Source organism: Pseudomonas sp. 8_5_2 (assembly GCF_059295255.1).
Genome location: NZ_CM181238.1, coordinates 2349415 through 2367268, shown reverse-complemented (window position 1 = coordinate 2367268; position 17854 = coordinate 2349415). Strand labels below are relative to the sequence as shown.

General features: G+C 65.4%; 14 protein-coding genes. 6 read left to right on the top strand and 8 right to left on the bottom strand.

The window, feature by feature from the left end:
• The first annotated feature begins 7 nt into the window (after positions 1-7).
• Positions 8-631, top strand: coding sequence for a glutathione S-transferase family protein (locus AC5O5R_RS10970; RefSeq protein WP_172222062.1), 624 nt, complete (start codon positions 8-10; stop codon positions 629-631).
• Between the two features lie 72 nt (positions 632-703).
• Here the strand turns inward: AC5O5R_RS10970 and AC5O5R_RS10965 are convergent, their stop codons facing one another.
• Positions 704-1885: an MFS transporter gene (locus AC5O5R_RS10965; RefSeq protein WP_172222065.1), complete on the bottom strand. Its 1182-nt coding sequence runs from the start codon at positions 1883-1885 to the stop codon at positions 704-706.
• A gap of 95 nt (positions 1886-1980) precedes the next feature.
• On the opposite strand from AC5O5R_RS10965, the gene AC5O5R_RS10960 reads away from it, so the two are divergent.
• The gene (locus AC5O5R_RS10960; protein ID WP_172287286.1) at positions 1981-2901 is read left to right on the top strand and encodes a LysR family transcriptional regulator; all 921 of its coding nucleotides are present in this window, start codon (positions 1981-1983) and stop codon (positions 2899-2901) included.
• Between the two features lie 137 nt (positions 2902-3038).
• The gene (locus AC5O5R_RS10955) at positions 3039-4046 is read left to right on the top strand and encodes a 5'-nucleotidase (protein ID WP_172222071.1); all 1008 of its coding nucleotides are present in this window, start codon (positions 3039-3041) and stop codon (positions 4044-4046) included.
• Between the two features lie 108 nt (positions 4047-4154).
• Here AC5O5R_RS10955 and mhpT read toward each other — a convergent pair whose 3' ends face one another.
• The gene (gene mhpT / locus AC5O5R_RS10950) at positions 4155-5387 is read right to left on the bottom strand and encodes a 3-(3-hydroxy-phenyl)propionate transporter MhpT (RefSeq protein ID WP_172222074.1); all 1233 of its coding nucleotides are present in this window, start codon (positions 5385-5387) and stop codon (positions 4155-4157) included.
• Positions 5388-5421: 34 nt separating this feature from the next.
• Complete coding sequence (locus AC5O5R_RS10945) at positions 5422-6813, bottom strand: alginate export family protein (protein WP_172287283.1); 1392 nt, start codon at positions 6811-6813, stop codon at positions 5422-5424.
• A 249-nt stretch (positions 6814-7062) separates the two neighbouring features.
• Here AC5O5R_RS10945 and AC5O5R_RS10940 point away from each other — a divergent pair, with 249 nt between their 5' ends.
• Together AC5O5R_RS10940 and AC5O5R_RS10935 are read left to right on the top strand one after the other, a co-directional pair.
• The gene (locus tag AC5O5R_RS10940; RefSeq protein ID WP_494515346.1) at positions 7063-8745 is read left to right on the top strand and encodes an arylsulfatase; all 1683 of its coding nucleotides are present in this window, start codon (positions 7063-7065) and stop codon (positions 8743-8745) included.
• A complete protein-coding gene (locus tag AC5O5R_RS10935) occupies positions 8742-9764 on the top strand; it encodes a formylglycine-generating enzyme family protein (protein ID WP_172287285.1) in 1023 nt (340 codons plus the stop codon). Before AC5O5R_RS10940 ends, AC5O5R_RS10935 begins: the two co-directional genes overlap by 4 nt.
• Here the strand turns inward: AC5O5R_RS10935 and AC5O5R_RS10930 are convergent.
• The 5 genes from AC5O5R_RS10930 to AC5O5R_RS10910 all read right to left on the bottom strand — a co-directional run bounded on the left by AC5O5R_RS10930 (position 9748) and on the right by AC5O5R_RS10910 (position 17022).
• Positions 9748-11460 (bottom strand): acyl-CoA dehydrogenase, encoded by a 1713-nt coding sequence (locus AC5O5R_RS10930; RefSeq protein WP_494512538.1) that lies wholly within the window; start codon positions 11458-11460, stop codon positions 9748-9750. The genes AC5O5R_RS10935 and AC5O5R_RS10930 overlap by 17 nt on opposite strands.
• A 14-nt stretch (positions 11461-11474) precedes the next feature.
• Positions 11475-12716, bottom strand: a complete 1242-nt coding sequence (locus AC5O5R_RS10925; protein WP_494515345.1) for a thiolase family protein — start codon at positions 12714-12716, stop codon at positions 11475-11477.
• Entirely contained in the window at positions 12713-14596 is a 1884-nt protein-coding gene (locus AC5O5R_RS10920; RefSeq protein ID WP_494515344.1) for a feruloyl-CoA synthase, read from the bottom strand. The genes AC5O5R_RS10925 and AC5O5R_RS10920 overlap by 4 nt, the downstream gene beginning before the upstream one ends.
• Positions 14597-14670: 74 nt before the next feature.
• Entirely contained in the window at positions 14671-16119 is a 1449-nt protein-coding gene (locus AC5O5R_RS10915; protein ID WP_494515343.1) for an aldehyde dehydrogenase, read from the bottom strand.
• A gap of 72 nt (positions 16120-16191) precedes the next feature.
• Positions 16192-17022, bottom strand: a complete 831-nt coding sequence (locus AC5O5R_RS10910) for a p-hydroxycinnamoyl CoA hydratase/lyase (RefSeq protein ID WP_172231088.1) — start codon at positions 17020-17022, stop codon at positions 16192-16194.
• Between the two features lie 199 nt (positions 17023-17221).
• On the opposite strand from AC5O5R_RS10910, the gene AC5O5R_RS10905 reads away from it, so the two are divergent.
• Positions 17222-17692 carry a MarR family winged helix-turn-helix transcriptional regulator gene (locus AC5O5R_RS10905; RefSeq protein ID WP_172231091.1) on the top strand — a complete coding sequence of 157 codons (471 nt, stop codon included), beginning with the start codon at positions 17222-17224 and terminating at the stop codon, positions 17690-17692.
• Positions 17693-17854: the final 162 nt, after the last annotated feature.

The following is a 17854-nucleotide window of genomic DNA, read 5'->3' as shown; positions in this document are numbered from 1 at the left end:
GAACACCATGCTACGCATACTGGGCAGAGCCTCTTCCATCAATGTGCGAAAAGTCCTGTGGGCCTGCGCCGAATTCGAGGTTGCGTTCGAGCGCGAAGATTGGGGCATAGGCTTCAAGAGCCCGGACAGCGTCGAGTTCCTTGCCCTGAACCCCAACGCCATGATCCCGGTGATCCAGGACGGCGACTTCACCTTGTGGGAATCCAACAGCATCATCCGCTACCTGGCCAATCGCTACGGCGCCACCGCGTTCTACCCCGTCGAGGCGCAGGCGCGGGCCAAGGTCGACCAGTGGATCGACTGGCAGGCCTCGGACCTGAACCGTTCCTGGAGCTACGCGTTCATGTCGCTGGTCAGGCATTCGCCCGCCCACCAGGACCCGCAGGCACTCGCCGCCGGCTGCGCCGACTGGTCGCGCTACATGCACATTCTCGACCGCCAGCTGGCCAGTACCGGCGCCTATGTGGCGGGCAACGAGTTCACCCTGGCCGATATCCCTATCGGCCTAGCGGTCAACCGCTGGTTCGAAACGCCCTTTGAGCACCCCCAGTTGCCGGCGGTGCGCGACTATTACGAGCGCCTGAGCGAACGTCCGGCCTACCACCTGCATGGCCGCAACGGTACACCTTGACCAGGGAGGGTTGACAGGTGCTTGCCACAACATATGCAGCGCCTGTCAGCCCTGCCGCGATTGCCTATGCACTCACCCGCGAACACCGGCCAACCCGCTACCAGCCACCCCCCGCCCACGCCAGGCAAACACCAGCACCATCAGCAAACCCAGCGCCGCCATCGCCGCCCCCGCCAGGGAGATCGCCGGGTAGCCCAACCCCGCATTGATTACTGCCCCACCCAGCGCCGCGCCAATTGCATTGCCCAGGTTGAACGCACCAATGTTCACTGCCGAGGCCAGGTTGGGCGCATCCTTGGCCGCCTCCATCACACGCATCTGCAGCGGTGGCACCAGGGCAAAGCTGGCAGCGCCCCAGACCAGTACCGCCAGCGCCGTGGGCAGCGCCCAGTCCATCACCAGCGGAAACACCAGCAACACGGCAATCAGCACGGCCAGCGACAGCATCAGCGTGCGGTCGACAGAACGGTCGGCCGCTTTGCCACCCCACATGTTGCCCAAGGTCAGGCCAATACCGAACAACACCAGCATTACCGTGATGAAGGTGGTGGAGGCAGCTGCCTCGCTGTGCAGGATCGGCGCGATGTAGGTGAACACCGTGAACATCGCACTCGAGCCCACCACCGTCAGCGACAGTGCTGCCAGCACTGGCCCGCGCAGCAACACGCGGATTTCCGCCATGGCCCCGTCACCCTTGGGCAACGCCACATCGGGCAGCGCGTACCACAGCGTGGTCATCGCCACCAGGCCCAGCCCGGCGATACCCCAGAACGCTGTGCGCCAGCCGAGCATTTCACCAAACCAGGTCGCCAGCGGCACGCCACCAATGGTGGCCAGGGTCAGCCCCATGAACATCGCCGCAACGGCCCCGGCACGCTTCTGCGGCGCAACCACACTGGCCGCGACAATCGAACCGATGCCAAAGAACGCACCGTGGTTGAGTGAGGTGACCACCCGGGCGACCAGCAAGCTGGTGTAGTCGCTGGCCAGCGCCGACATCAGGTTGCCCAGGGTGAAAATGGCCATCAGCCCGATCAGCAGGTAACGCCGCGGGATCTTCACCGTGGCCAAGGTCATCAACGGTGCGCCGATCAGCACACCAAGCGCATAGGCACTGACCAGCAGGCCGGCGGCAGGGATGGAGACGCCAAGGTCGGTGGCGATATTGGGCAACATGCCCATGGGGGCGAACTCGGTGACACCAATGCCGAAGGCACCGATGGCGAGCGCGACCAAGGGGGGATTGATACGCATGGCAAAGCTCCTTATCTATGCCGCGAATGCTACGATCCACGGCTAAAGTGCACTAGACCGTGTTGCTGCGAATCACCTTTGCTTGTGAGGCACAAATGGACTTCAGCGGAAGATCCGGAGAAATGGAGATTTTTGCCAGGGTGGCGCAAGAAGGCAGCCTGTCTGCCGCCGCCCGGGCCCTTGGCCTGACGCCGTCGGCAGTCAGCCGCATCATCGCCCGCACCGAACAGCGGCTGGGCACCCGCCTGCTGCTGCGCACAACCCGCGCGCTCACCCTCACCCCCGAGGGCGAGGCCTACCTGCGCGGGGCACGGCGGGTGCTGGCCGACCTGCTCGAAGTGGAACAGGCCATCACCGACCAGGGCGTGCCACGCGGGCGCCTGCGGGTCAGCGCGGCGCTGGGCCATGCACGGCTGACCGTGGTGCCATTGCTGGCGGCGTTCAGCGCGCGTTACCCGCAAGTGCTGGTCGACCTGACCCTGAGCGACGAAGTGGCGGACATTCTCGGCGGCCAGGCCGACGTGGCGCTGCGTTTCGGCCACCTGCCGGACAGCTCGTTGACCGCGCGAGCCTTTGGCGAGACCGGCCAGGCGATCGTCGCCTCGCCCGAGTACCTGCAGCGCTGTGGTACCCCCGTAGTGCCCGAAGACCTGGCCCGGCACAACTGCCTGCGCTTCAACTTCCGCCGCGCCGAACCCGACTGGCCGTTCCGCCGCGATGGCCACGTGTTCTCGTTGAAGGTGACGGGCAATATCCAATGCAGCAGCGGCGAAGCCCTGGCGCAGCTGGCCAGGCTTGGCGCCGGCATAGCACGCATCGGCACCTTCACCGTGGCCGATGACCTGGCCAGCGGGCGGCTGGTACCGTTGCTGGAAGCGTACAACCCTGACGACCGCGAGCCGATCCATGCGGTGTTCGTCGGCGGCCCGGCGATGCCGGCGCGCGTACGGGTGTTCGTGGATTTTCTGCTGCAGCATCATCAACATGGCTCGACATTCACCGAGCATGACAAATGAAAAAGCAGGTAGCGGGTCAATTAGAGTAACTAGCCCAACATGAGCGACACTGATACTCACGTGCCAACAGATAGCGCACCACGCCCGGCTTGAACGACGCGTACACTTGCCTTCAGCGCAGCTTCAGGAGTTTCCGCATGCCCTACCCCATCGAACAGAAACTGGTCATCGGCGTGGCTTCGAGTGCGCTGTTCGACCTCACCGTTTCCGACGATATCTACACGACCGAAGGCGTCGAGGCTTATCGGAAGCATCAGGAGCAGAACCTTGACGAGCCGTTCCCCAAAGGCGTGGCGTTCCCGTTCATTCGCCGCTTTCTGAGCATCAACAAGGCCTTCCCCGAGCAGTTGCCGGTGGAAGTGGTGCTGCTGTCGCGCAACTCGCCGGAAACCGGTTTGCGGGTGTTCCGCTCCATCAATCACTACCAGCTGGATATCACCCGCGCAGCGTTCATGTCGGGCCGCTCGCCCTACGAATACATTCCGGCGTTCAATGCCTCGCTGTTTCTCAGCGCCAACGAAGAGGATGTGCAGAAAGCCATCGACGCCAACTACCCGGCAGGAAGGGTGTTGCCAACCCACATCTACGATGACGAGATCGACACCGAATTGCGGGTGGCCTTCGACTTCGATGGCGTGATTGCCGACGACGAGGCCGAGAGCGTGTTCAAACGCAACGACAACCTGGATGATTTTCAGGAACACGAACGCGTCCACAAGGGCATCCCGCATACGCCAGGGCCGTTGGCGGACCTGTACCGCAAGCTTTCGCTGATACGCATGCTCGAAGACCGCAAGCTGGCCGAAGACCCGGCGTACAAGCGGATTCTGCGGATTGCCATCGTGACGGCGCGCAACGCCCCTTCGCATGAGCGCGTGGTGACCACGCTGAAGGATTGGGGCGTGTCGCCAGATGAGTGCTTCTTCCTGGGTGGGATGGAAAAGCCCAGGGTGCTGTCGATCCTCAAGCCCCATGTGTTTTTCGACGATCAGCGCAGCCACCTGCAGTCACCGGCAGGGGACCTGCCGATGGTGCATGTACCGTTTGGGGTGGCGAACAGGCGGCACTCACCGCAAGCGCCTTGCCCCGAACACGATCAACCGCCGGTCGCACCTCACCTGCTAAAGAATGCACCCTGTCTGTAGGAGGTTGCCCAGCCTGGTGGGCCGCGCTGTCGCGCAGAGAACTGATGCCGGGCGCTCCGCGTACCCTGTGGGAGCGGGTTCAACCTCGAACACCGCCAAAGCCCAGTCTTAGCGGGCAATACTTTCGGTCGGCGCTGGCCCGACAGAGCGCTTGCGCTGCCCCAGCAAAGCCCGCGCTGCCACGGCCGCCACCACCAGGCCAGGTGAGGCCGCCAGCAGCAAACCACCCACCCCGGCCCCCGCCGCCAGAATCTGCCCAGCCGCCAACGGCCCGGCCATGGAACCTAGCCGCCCTACCGCCACCGATGCGCCGACACCCGTGGCACGCACCTGGGTCGGGTACAAGGTAGGCGCCAGCGCATACAGCACCAGTTGCCCGCCGATGGCGCAATAGCCCGCAGTAAACCCGGCGAGCAGCATCAAGCCGAAACCGGTCGACAACCCCAGCCCCGCCAGCGACGCCAGCATCCCGGCATAGGCGATGAACACCGCCCGGCCGGCGTAGCCACGGTCCATCATGCGCCCGGTCAGGAACGAGCCGGCAGCGCCACCGAGGTTGAAGAGGATCTGCACCGCTCCCGCCTGCGGCCTGCTGTAGCCCTGCCCGATCAACAACGACGGCAACCAGTTCAGCAGCATGTACAGCACGGTGAGCGTGAAGAAACACGCCACCCACAGCAACAGGGTGCGGCTGACCTGCCCTGGCCCGAACAGCTGCGCCAGCATGCCATCAGCGCCAGCACTGGCAGCGGGCCGGGCGCGGAATGCCTGGGACTCCTTCAACCACAGCATCAGCACGAAGGCGATCGCAATCGGCGCGATACCCCCGACGTAGAACACCGTCCGCCAACCTTCGCCCAGCCCGGCCATGCCGATGACCGAAGCAATGGCCCCGCCCAGAGGCACACCACAATAGGTCAGGCTCACCGCGGTGCTGCGAAGACGGTCCGGCGCGGCTTCACTGGCCAGGGCGATCAGGATCGGCAAAGCCGCACCCAGGCCCAGCCCGGTCATCAGGCGCGCGATCAGCAACGTGTTGTAGCTTTCGGCATGGGCAGTGCCCAGGGAAAAACCACCGAACAACAGCACCGCCACGATCAGGATGACCTTGCGGCCCAGCCGATCGGCCAGCCAGCCACCGATGAACGCGCCCGGCAGCAGCCCGAGCAACCCGGCACTGAACACCCAGCCGAGCATGCCAGGCGTGAGCGCGAACTCCTTGGCCATGTGCGGTGCAGCAACACCGGTGGCCTGTAGGTCCAGGCCCTCCAGCAGCGCCACCAGAAAACACAGGCCGATGGTGAGCACCGGCTTGCTTGAAGATGAGGAGGAGTGACTCATGTGTGGCCCCTTTTGTTGTTATGGATCGGGAAATTCAAAGCCTGAAAGTGGCGCGCAGGGAGACGAATGAAGCATCCTCGCCGCCGGCCTCCTTGATGGCAGCGCCCACGTCGTAGTACTTGAGGTCGAGGTCCAGCGTCAGGTTAGGCGTGGCCAGCCAGCGGCTGTTGGCACGATAGATGGTGCCCACATGGCGGCCGGTGCCGCGGGTGTTGGCCAGCATGCTCATGCCGGGCATGTACACGCCGTCTTCTTCGCGCTGCTTCCAGACCTCGAGCACGCCCTGCTCGAAGCGAACCGTAGGCCAGGGCGAGAAGCCGAAGGTAGGCCCGACCACGATGACGTTGCTCAAGGTAGTCAGGCTGGCTTCGCCGTAGACCCCGTTACGTGGAAACAGCGGGTCGAAGGTACCGACCTTGCCGTCGCCTGGGTCGCTGTCGCCGCTGGCAGCATCGATGCGCATGCCCAGGCGGGGCTGCCAAGGGTGGGCGAAGGTGTAGCCGCTGTCGCTCGACACCGCCCAGGCGCGGATCGACGCACCGCCCAGGTGGCCCCCCTGCCCGGCCAGGTTCCAGCTCCAGTCCAGGGCCTGGTAGCGGCCGAACAGGCGCGTGCCGTAGGTGTAGCGCTGCTCGTCGCCAGCCTCGCCGGCCAGGCTGCGCTGGTCGGTTTCCAGGCCGAAGGCGAACAGGTCCAAGTTCCAGATGGCCGCCAACGGCAAGGTGCCGTACAGGCCATAGAACTTCACGGCGTTATTGCTGCCGTCATCCCAGCTGTCCTCACCGGTTTTCAGCGGCCTCACGGCAAAGGCATCGAGCTTGCGCCCGTCCTTGAGGTTGAGGCTGGCACGCACGCCATCGAAGCTGAGGCGGATGTTCGGCACGTCGCGGTAGGTAACGAACACCTGGTCGCCGAAGGCCATCTCCTGGCGGCCCACACGTGTGGTGTAGCGGCCATCGGCGAAGTCATGGTTGAAGTCGACGAACGCCTGGCGCAGTTCATTGCGCCCTTCATCGTTGGGTGAGTACAGGTCCTTGCCGAAGGCGCGGGTGTTTTCCACCTGCACGAAGGTGCGCAAAGCATCATCGAACAAGTGCAGGTCAGCGTGTGCCTGCAGCCGTTGCAGCAGATAGGAGTCGTCCTTCAGCCCGCGCAGGCCGAAGAACGGCCGGTTCATTGCATCGGCGCGATAACGCGCCTCGGCACCCAGCTGCAGCCAGGCCGACTCGGACAAACGGTGGTAGCGCAACCCATCGAACGGGTCGTCGACCTTGGCGGGGTCATCCAGAAAGCGATAGTCCTCGATCCAGCGCGGTGCCCCCGGCCGGCCAGGCCGGCTGTCTTCAAGCGGGCTGGCCGCGTACGCACACTGGCACAGCGATAGCAGTACAACGGGCATCAACGCCCGGTTCAACGGCCTCGTCATCAGAATTTCCCTTTACTTGTTTTTATAAAATTGGATAACTCTGTTAACGATTATTTTTGTTAATCATATTGCCGTCAATAGCCAACTGATGCCCGCAAGGGGCAAGCGCCATTAAACGTTCGCTGATCGAACGCTAATGAGCCAAACGGCTGCGAATCAGCCTGATTCACCGCTAGTATCTGTCCTGCGCAGCGTCTGCTATGAACCTGCGCGACACGACTCACCTATTAAAACAACAAGAGCACCTTCATGAACTGCCTCAAACCCCTAGCCGCTCTCGGCTTGCTCATGCTCGGCGCCAGCCAGGCCATGGCTGCGCCAACCGTTAAACAACCGAACATTTTGCTTGTGGTCGCCGACGACCTGGGCTTTTCCGACCTGTCGGCGCTGGGCAGCGAAATCCGCACGCCGAACCTGGACAAGCTGCTGGCCGACGGCCGCCTGATGCTGGACTTCCACGCGGCGCCCAGCTGCTCCCCCACCCGGGCGATGCTGATGTCGGGCAATGACCCGCACATCGCCGGGCTGGGCATGATGGCCGAAGCACGCAAGCGCCTGCCCGCAGGTTCGGAGGTGCGCGCCGGCTATGAAGGCGTGCTCGGTGGCAATGTCGCCACCTTGGCCGAACTGCTGCACGACGCCGGCTACCGCACCTACATTTCCGGAAAATGGCACTTGGGCATGCAGCCCGCGCAACAACCGCAGAACCGCGGGTTCGACCAGGCCTACGTGCTGCTGGAAGGCGGCGCCGCGCACTTCAAGCAGGCCAACATGGACCTGCAATCGAACTACAGCGCAACGTTCCAGCACAACGGCAAGCCTGTCGAGCTACCCGACGACTTCTACTCCACCACCTGGTTCACCGACCGCCTTATCAGCGCCATCGACGAGGGCAAGGCCAGCGGCAAACCGTTCTTCGCCTTCGCCGCCTACACCGCGCCGCACTGGCCCCTGCAGGCACCAGACGCCTACCTTGCGCAATACCGCGGCCGCTACGACCAAGGCTACGAGGCCATTGCCCGTGAACGCCTGGAACGACAGCGCAAGGCCGGCCTGGTACCGGCAGACTACCCCCTGCAGCCGCAACTGGAGGGTGTGCCGGCCTGGGCCTCGCTGAGTGAACAGCAGAAGCAGCAGTCGGCCCGCACCATGGAGGTTTATGCGGCCATGGTAACGGCGCTGGATGCCGAAGTCGGGCGCCTGGTCGATCACCTGCGCAAAAGCGGTGAGCTGGACAACACCCTGATCCTGTTCATGTCCGACAATGGGCCGGAGAACGCGACCCGGGTCGACCCGAACTGGATCAAACAGCACTTCGACAACAGCCTGGACAACTACGGCCGCCGCGATTCGTTCTTGATGATCGGCTCGGCCTGGGCCCAGGTCAGCGCCCTGCCCAGCCGCCGCTACAAGATGACCACCTACCAGGGCGGCATCCGCGTGCCTGCGTTCGTGTATTACCCGGCAACCATCAAACCCGGGCGCAGCGAACAGCTGGCCAGTGTCCGGGATATCATGCCGACCTTGCTACAACTGGCCGGTGCGCCGATGCCAGGCATCAAGTACCGCGACCGCGATATCGTGCCGCCACAGGGCACCTCTGCGCTGAACTACCTGCAAGGCAACGACACGCGCATCCACGCCGAGGACGAAGCCCTGGGCTGGGAAATCAACGGCAGCGCCTCGCTGCGCAAGGGCCCGATGAAGCTATTGTGGGACGCCACCGACGGCCAGCCGGCCTGGCACCTGTATGACCTGCACAACGACCCCGGCGAACACCACGACATCGCCGCCGCACACCCTGAGCAGGTAACGCAGATGCTGCGGGACTGGAAGGCCTATGCCCAGCGCAGCAACATCGTCATCGACGCCGATGGCCGCCCTGCCAGCCCTGCCATACAGGCCCGCCAGGCCGTGGCCGGCAAGCAATGATCGCCCGGGTAGCCGGCTGCGCCCTGGTCGCCGCCGGCCTGCTCGTCGCCGGTTACAGTGCCTGGCCCGAGGCCCCGGCACCGGTGTTGCTGTGCGACGGCTACAGCGGCTTGCCAGCCGCACGGCAAGGTGCCTGGCGTGACGGCATGGTGCGCCTGCCGGGCGGCGGGTTCAGCTTTGGCTCGGACCGCTACTACGACGAGGAAGGCCCGGCCCATGCGGCGAAGGTGTCGGCTTTCTGGATCGATGTGCACCCGGTCACCAACGCGCAGTTCGCCCGCTTCGTGGCCGCCACCGGCTACCTCACCCATGCCGAACGGGGCATCAGCACCGAGGACGACCCCACCCTCCCCGAGCACCTGCGGGTGCCCGGGGCAATGGTGTTCCAGCAAGGCCCGGATGTACCCAGCCCTGGCTGGCAGTTCGTGGCCGGGGCAAATTGGCGCCACCCGCTGGGCCCGGACAGCAGCGTGATAGCGCAGGACAACCACCCGGTGGTGCAGGTGGCGCTGGAGGATGCGCAGGCCTATGCCCGCTGGGCCGGGCGCAAGCTGCCCACCGAGGCCCAACTGGAATACGCCATGCGCGGCGGCCTGCAGGATGCCGACTTCAGCTGGGGCACGACGGAACTGCCCAAGGGCAAGCTCATGGCCAATACCTGGCAGGGCCAGTTCCCATACCACAACGCGGCTGCCGATGGCTTTACCGGCACCTCGCCGGTAGGCTGCTTCCCGGCCAACCGCTTTGGTTTGTTCGATGCCGGCGGCAATGTCTGGGAGCTGACCCGCACCGGTTACCGGCCCGGCCATGCCGCGCAAGACAACGCCAAAGCGGATCCGCCCGGCCCTAGCCTGGCGCAAAGCCTGGACCCTGCCGAACCGGGCGTGAAGGTGGCGGTGATCAAGGGTGGCTCGCACCTGTGCTCGGCGGACCGCTGCATGCGCTACCGGCCCTCGGCGCGGCAGCCACAGCCGGTGTTCATCGCCACTTCACACGTGGGCTTCAGGACGGTTCGCTGATGTACGGCAAAGGTGCTGCGGCCGCCTCGACGGCCGCCACCTGCCGGTCGAAATCGGGTAGCAGGTAGTTGAAGAAGAACCCCACGCTTTGCTGCTTTTCCAGCCGCTGCGGCGCATCCAGCGGCAGTGCCTGGATGCAGCGCGCGGTGCGCGCCCAGGCGTAGGCTTGCAAGGCGGTGGCGCACAATTGCAGGAAGCCGCCCGCGGCACGGTATGCATACTCGGGGTCGTCTGACGCGGCACGCATGACCTTGGCAAGCACGTCCTCCAGCGTGTCGCACACCCTGCGCAGCGCATCGCCCTCCTCGCGCAGTGCCTCCAGAAGCAGCGCGAAGCCTTCGCCACCATCGCCCAGCACCTTGCGCAGCAACAGGTCATTGGCCTGCACTTCGTTGGTGCCTTCGTAGATCATGGCGATGCGGCTGTCGCGCAGGGTCTGTTCGATGCCGAACTCGCCTGTGTAGCCATACCCGCCAAACACCTGCAGGGCCTTGCTGGCCAGGCTGAAACCGTAGTCGGTGAAGGCCGCCTTGACGATCGGCGTCAGCAGGGCCGCCAGCTTAGACGCCTTGGTCCGCTGTGCCGGGTCGGCTGCTGCGGCGGCCACATCCAGCCAGTGCGCCGTCCAGTAGCCCAGCGCGCGCATGCCTTCGCTACGCACCCGCAGCTCCAGCAGCACCTGGCGCATGGCAGGGTGCAGGGCGATCGGGTCGGCATCCCCTAGCGCATGCCCCACCGCACGCATCTGCCGACGCTCCAGGGCATAGTCCCGGGCGCATTGCCAGGCCGCCTCGGCATGCGCCAGCCCTTGCAGGCCGACATGCAGCCGGGCCGCATTCATCATCACGAACATGGCCGCCAGGCCGCCGTGCGCCTGCCCGACCAGCCAGCCGCTGGCGCCCTCGAAGCGCAGCGTGCAGGTAGCGCTGGCGCGGATGCCCAGCTTGTGTTCCAGGCCATCGCAGTGCACGGCATTGCGTTGGCCATCCTCCAGCCATTTCGGCACCAGCAGCAGCGACAAGCCGCGGCTGCCTGCCGGCGCACCCGGCAAGCGGGCCAGCACCAGGTGCAGGATATCGTGGGTGAGGTCGTGGTCGCCGCCGGAGATGAACAGCTTGTTGCCGGTGACGGCATAACGGCCTTCGCCCACAGCTTCGGCGCGGCAGCGCAGCAAGCCAAGGTCGCTGCCGGCCTGGGGCTCGGTGAGGCACATGGTGGGCAAGGTTGCGCCACTGACGATCCCCGGCAGGTACCGCGCCTGCAGCTCGGCAGAGGCATGGGCCTTCAGGCACAGGTACGCGCCATGAGCGATGCCGGTATACATGGCCCAGCCATGGTTGCTGGCAAACAGCATCTCCTGCATGGCAGCGTCCAGCAGCACAGGCAAACCCTGGCCACCCAGCGCCGGATCACAGGCCAGCGCAGGCCAGCCACCCTCGACATAAGCCCGATAGGCCGCCGGGAAACCCTGCGGCGTGCGCACGTTGCCATGCTCCAGCGTACAACCCTGGCGGTCACCCGTTGTGTTCAGCGGCACCAGTACCTGCTCGCTGAAACGGGCAGCCTGTTCCAGCACCTGCATGGCCAGATCAAGGTCGACCTCGGCATAGGCCGGCATTGCCTGCCAGGCGCGGTCGGCCCGCAGCCAGTGTTGCAGTACGAATTGCATGTCCGCCAAAGGTGCCTTCCAGGCCATGGGATACCTCGTGTTCAGCCAATGAAATGGGGGTTTTCGAGCAGCAGTGCCATGCCTTGGCCGCCGCCGATGCAGGCTGCGGCAACCCCGTAGCGCAGGTTGTCCTGACGCAGTTGCCGGGCCAGGGTGTGCACCAGCCGCAGGCCGGTGGCGGCCAGCGGGTGGCCGAGGGCAATGGCCCCACCGTGGACATTGAGCTTGTTGACATCCAGCTGTAGCGACTGGACCACGGCCAGCACTTGCGCGGCCTGGGCTTCGTTGATTTCGAAACGGTCGATCTGCTCCAGGCGCAGACCGCTGCGCGCCAGCAGCAGCGCGATCGCCGGCGCTGGCCCGATACCCATGGTCTGCGGTGGCACACCAACTGCCGTGACCATCCGCAAGCGGGCCAACGGTGGCCGCGTGCAGGTGGACAAGCGCGCCACCAGCGCCGCCGCAGCACCATCGACCACTGCGCAGCTGTTGCCGGCGGTTTGCACGCCCCGGGCGTGAACGGCACGCAGCCGGGCCAGCGCCACGGCGTCGGTAGGCCGCGGATGGCTGTCGCGGCTGACCTCGCTCACCCCCCGCGGCAGTTCGATACCACGTGGCAGGCAGCCTTCGGCGTCAAAGGTCTCAGCCGTGATGCGGACAACTTCCTCATCGAACCAGCCCGCGTGCTGCGCCTGCAGGGCACGCTGATGGCTGCGCAGGGCCCAGGCATCCACTGCAGTGCGGTCCAGGCCATGCTCACGCGCCAGGGTGTCCGCAGTGCCGATCATGTCCACACCGGCAGCGGGGTCGTGCAGCGCCTCCCAGAGAAAGTCCTTGAAGCCCACTGGCGCCCCCAGGCGAAAGCCACCGCGGTGCTCGTAGGCCGCGATCGGGTTGCGCGACATCGACTCGGTACCCACGCACAGCACCTGTTGCGCACCACTGCGCAGCTGCTCGCCGGCCTGGCGCAGCAGTTCCAGCCCGGTACCGCAGATGCGCTGTACCGCCAATGCGGGCGTGGCCTGCGGCACACCGCAGTACAGCCCGACATGGCGCGGCAGGAAGTAGGCATCGAAACTGGCGTGGGCCATGCTGCCGGCCAGCACGCTGTCCACGGCCTGCGGATCAAGGCCGGCGCGCACCAGCACGGCCCGGCCAGCCTTGATGCCCAGGTCGATGGGCGACACACCTGCCAGCGCTCCGCCCAGGTCGACCCAAGGCGTGCGTGCCATTTCGACGATGGCCACATCGTCGAACGCGGTGCATAACCCGCCGCTGCTCATGGCCGAGCCTGCGCGTGCAGCTGGGTGGGGTGTTCGCCGCAGTACAGCGCCTCTACCTGCGCGGCACGACGCTGCAATACCGTGCGCTGGTTGATCGAGCCCTTGTCGGTGATTTCGCCTGCGTCGATCGAGGGCGGCTCGTCCAGCAGCGCCAGCCATTCGATGCGGCTGGCGTTGCCCTGGGCATCGCGGTTCAGCCGCGCCAGCCAGTCAGCGAACCAGCTGCGCACCGCAGTGCTGCCCAGTACCTCGGCATCGCTGGCATCGGCCGCCAACCCGGCCAGCTGGCGGCATTCGGGCAGGCGCGCAAATACCAGCACGCCCAGGCACTCCCGGTCCGGCGCCGTTACCACGATGTCCTGCACATAGGGCGAACCTTCAAGCACCGCACGGTTACGCAAGGGGCCGACGCTGACAAACACCCCGGACGACAACTTGAAGTCCTCGGCGATACGGCCATCGAACATCAGGCCCTGTTCCGGTTGCTGCAGGTCGGCCAGTCTCAGCGCATCGCCCGAGCAGTAGAAGCCCTCCTCGTCGAATGCCTCGGCGCTCTGCTGCGGGGAGCGCCAGTACCCCGGCATGATGTGCGGCCCGCGAAAACGCGCCTCCAGCTTGCCCGCCTGCGGCACCAGCTTCACTTCGCAACCCGGTGCCGGCAACCCCACATAGCCCGCCATCGACAGCGGCCCGGTGGTGAAGGTGCAGGACGGCGCGGCTTCGGTCATGCCCAGGCCAGCCATCATGCGGATACGTTCGCCGCAGTGTTGCTCGGCGATGCGGTCCAGGCGGTCCCACACGCTTTGCGAAAGGCCTGCGGCAGCGAAGAAGAACAGCTTGATACGGGCAAAGAACACCTCGCGCAACTGGGCGTCCTGCTCCAGCGCCTTGGCCAGCTCTTCCCAGCCCTTGGGCACGGTAAGGTAGGCCGTAGGCGAGATTTCGCGCAGGTTGCGCAACGTTTCGCCGAAGCCTTGCGGGGTGGGTTTGCCGGCGTCCAGGTAGAAGCTGCCGCCGTTGTACAACACGATGCCGAGGTTGTGGCTGCCGCCGAAGGTGTGGTTCCAGGGCAGCCAGTCGACCAGCACCGGCGGCTCTTCGGCAAATACCGGAAAGGTCTGCAGCAGCATCTGCTGGTTGGCGCAGAGCATGCGTTGGGTGGTGATCACCGCCTTGGGCAGCTTGGTGGAGCCAGAGGTGAAGAGGAACTTGGCGATGGTGTCGGGCCCGGTAGCGGCAAACGCGGCGTCGGCGGGCGCCAGGTCGCAGGGTTGCAACAGGCTGGCAAAATCGATGTGCTGACGGCCCTGGGCCTGGCCACGCACACTGACCACCGCTACCGACGGATCAAGCACGGCATCGAACGCGCGCTGGAACGGCTGCGCGTCGGTGGCGAATACCAGCCCCGGGGTCAACACCTCGCAGACATGCCGCAGTTTGGCAAAGTCCTGCGACAGCAGCGCATAGGCCGGCGACACCGGGCAATAAGGAATGCCGGCATACATGGCGCCCAGGGCGATCTGCAGGTGCTCGATGTCATTCCCGGAAAACAGCGCCAGCGGCCGCTCGGCGCTCAGGCCGAAACCCAGCAGGTTGGCGGCAATGGTGCGCACCTGGCCGAGCATTTGCGCGTAGGTGATCGCGCGCCAGCTGCCGTCAGGTTCGCGCGCCGCAATAAAGGTGATATCGGAGCGCGTGTGCGCCCAGTGCAGCAGCCTGTCGAGCAGGCGCGCCGGCAGCGGCGCCAAAGGTTCGACGGGGTGCATGCGCACAATGCCGTCAGCCTGGCTGACCTGCACCTGGGGATGGCCGATGGACACCTGCCGGTAGCGCGGAGGTTGGCCAGGGTCGGTCGACCGTGAGCGGGCTTCGGTATTCACGCAGGTTGCTCCTTGTTCTTGTTGTACATCCTGCCGCCGCCCGGCGCTGCCGGTGGCGGCCAATCGCGTGTTGCTCAGATGGGGTAATGGCGCGGGCCGTTCTGCAGGGTGACCCAGCGCAACTGGGTGAACTGGTCGATCGCCGTACGGCTGCCGAAGCTGCCGTAGCCACTCGCCTTGACCCCGCCAAACGGCATCTGCGCCTCGTCGTGCACAGTCGGGCCATTGATATGACAGATGCCCGACTCCACCCGTTGCGCCAGGGCCAGCGCGCGGCTGGTGTCACGGCTGAAAATGGCCGACGACAGGCCGAACTCGGAGTCGTTGGCCAAGTGCAGCAAAGCCTCGTCACCTTTGGCGCGCAGCACCACGGCCACCGGGCCGAAGGACTCTTCGCGGTACAGGCGCATGCTGGCGTCGACGTTATCGAGCAGGGTCGGCTGCAGGATGCTGCCCTGCAACTGGCCGCCGCACACCAGGCGCGCGCCTTTGGCCACGGCATCGTCGATCAGCGCCTTGATGCGCTCGCCAGCCGCACTGCTGACCAGCGAACCGAGCACTGAAGTGCTGGCCTGCGGGTCACCGGCGCGCAGCCCGGCAACCTTCGCCGCCAGCTTGTCGACGAAGGCATCGGCAACACGGCTGTCCACCACCAGCCGCTCGGTGGACATGCAGATCTGCCCCTGATTGAAGTAGGCGCCGAAGGCGGCGGCTTCAACGGTGGCATCCAGGTCGGCGTCGTCGAGCACCAGCAGCGGTGCTTTGCCACCGAGCTCCAGCAAGGCGGGTTTGAGGTGCCGTGCAGCCAGCTCGCCGACGATCCGCCCGACCTGGGTAGAGCCGGTGAAGTTGACGCGGCGCACGGCCGGGTTGGCGATCAGGCGCTCGACGATGGCCGGGGCATCATCCGGGGCATTGCTGATCACGTTGACCACGCCATCGCCCAGGCCGGCATCGTGCAGCACCTGGCCGATCAGCCGATGCACCGCGGGGCTCAGCTCCGAGGCCTTCAGCACCACGGTGTTACCGCAGGCCAGCGGCATGGCGATCGCACGGGTGGCGAGGATGACCGGGGCATTCCACGGGGCGATGCCGAGCACCACACCGCAGGGCGCACGCAGGGCCATGGCGAAGCTGCCGGGTACATCCGAAGGAATGACCTCGCCGGTGATCTGTGTGGTCATCGCTGCGGCTTCGCGCAGCATGTTGGCGGCCAGCTTCACGTTGAAGCCGTACCAGTTGGCCATGGCCCCGGTTTCGCCGGCCGCCGCAATAAACTCGTCGGCCCGCGCCTGCAACAGGTCGGCCCCCGCCAGCAAGCGCCTGCGCCGCTCGCCGGGCGCCAGGGCAGCCCAGGCCGGGAAGGCCGCGCTGGCAGCGGCAACCGCTGCATCGGCATCGGCCAAGGTGGCCGCGGCCACCTGCGAGACCACCTCGCCGGTGACCGGGTTACGGCGTTCGAAGGTTCGTCCATCGCTGGCGGGGCACGACCGCCCGCCGATCAGCAAAGGCACCTGCAACATGCTTATTCCTCTTGTTGTACTTATCGGGAATATCCGCGGGCTGTGCCGGGTAACGGCCCAGCCCGCCTGAACTCAGCGCTTGTAGGCCTGCAGGCCGGGCTTGATGCTTTTGTCGTCGAGGAACTGCTTCATGCCCTGCTCGCGCCCGCCTTCGGTGTCCAGCAAGCGGGACTGGTCGAGCTTGGCGTACAGGTAGTCTTCGTTCTGCTCCCAGGTCAGTTCGCGGCAACGCTTGAAACCATTCTTGGCTGCACGCAGCACCACCGGGTTCTTTTCCAGCAGGTTCAGCGCCAGTTCGCGGGTGGTGTCACGCAGCTGCGCCAGCGGCACGCTGTCGTTCACCAGGCCCATCTCGGCAGCCTTGGGGCCGCCGAAAGTCTTGCCGGTCATGATGTAGTACAGCGACTGGCGGTGGCCAACGGTATCGGCCATCGCCTTGCTCACCAGGTTGCCCGGCGGGATGCCCCAGTTGATTTCCGACAGGCCGAAAGTGGCTTCGTCGGCGCAAATGGCCAGGTCACAGGCCACCAGCGGGCTGAAGCCACCGCCGAAGCACCAGCCGTTGACCATGGCGATGGTGGGTTTGGCATACATGCGCAGCAGCTTCCATTGCCACTGCGAGGCCTCGCGGCGGATTTTTTCCTGGAGGATTTCCGGCCCGGCGTCCACCTCGCGGAAGTACTCCTTCAGGTCCATGCCTGCGGTCCACGACTCACCAGCGCCGGTCAGCACCAGCACGCCGGCGTCGGCGTCCTGCTCGAGGGTTTCCAGCACGTCGACCATTTCCCGGTTCAGCGTGGGGCTCATGGCGTTGCGCTTTTCCGGGCGGTTGAGGGTTACCCAGGCGATGCCCGATTCCAGTTCGACCTTGACGGTAGCCCAGCGGCCTTCGTATTTGCTCATGGTTCTGCACTCTTGTTGTTCGAGGTGGTGACATCAAGCTAAGCGAGCAGATTAGTTATGTCAATTAACCATTATGAAATTTATCTTTCTCCGAGGCGCGTGCTGAATGGCATTTTCCCGTGCCCTCCCCTAGCCGGCAGGCGACAAGGCAGGCAAACTGGGTAACTTTCTTACCCATGAACGAGGAGCATGCACCCCGATGGCAAGGTCTGCCCGCACTACCGACACCGCCGCCACGCCCGCTACGCCGGCGGAGGCGGTGCTTGAAGACTTGCTCGGTTACGCCCTGCGCCGCGCGCAGTTGAAGCTGTTCCAGCACCTTATCGGCCGGCTTTCGGCCCATGACCTGCGCCCGGCGCAGTTCTCGGCGCTGGCGGTGATCGAGCAGAACCCAGGGCTGATGCAGGCCGACCTGGCCCGCGCGCTGGCGATCGAGCCGCCCCAGGTGGTGCCGCTGTTGAACAAGCTGGAAGAACGCGCCTTGGCCGTACGCGTGCGGTGCAAGCCGGACAAACGTTCGTACGGGATTTTTCTAAGCAAGGCAGGCGAAGCGTTGCTCAAGGAGCTCAAGCAGATCGCCAGCGACAGCGACCGCGAGGCGACTGCGGCGCTGGATGATGAGGAACGGGGGCAGCTGTTGCGCTTGTTGACGAAGATTTACCAGGAGTGAGGCGTTAGCCGAATGCCAGTCAGTCAAGGATGATGGGGCTGCTGCGCAGCCCATCGCCGGCAAGCCAGCTCCCACCCCGACCGCATCGAATTCAAGCCATGCGCCGTACTTGTGGGAGCGGGTTCACCCGCGAACACCGGCGCAGCCGGTGCCATGTACCAC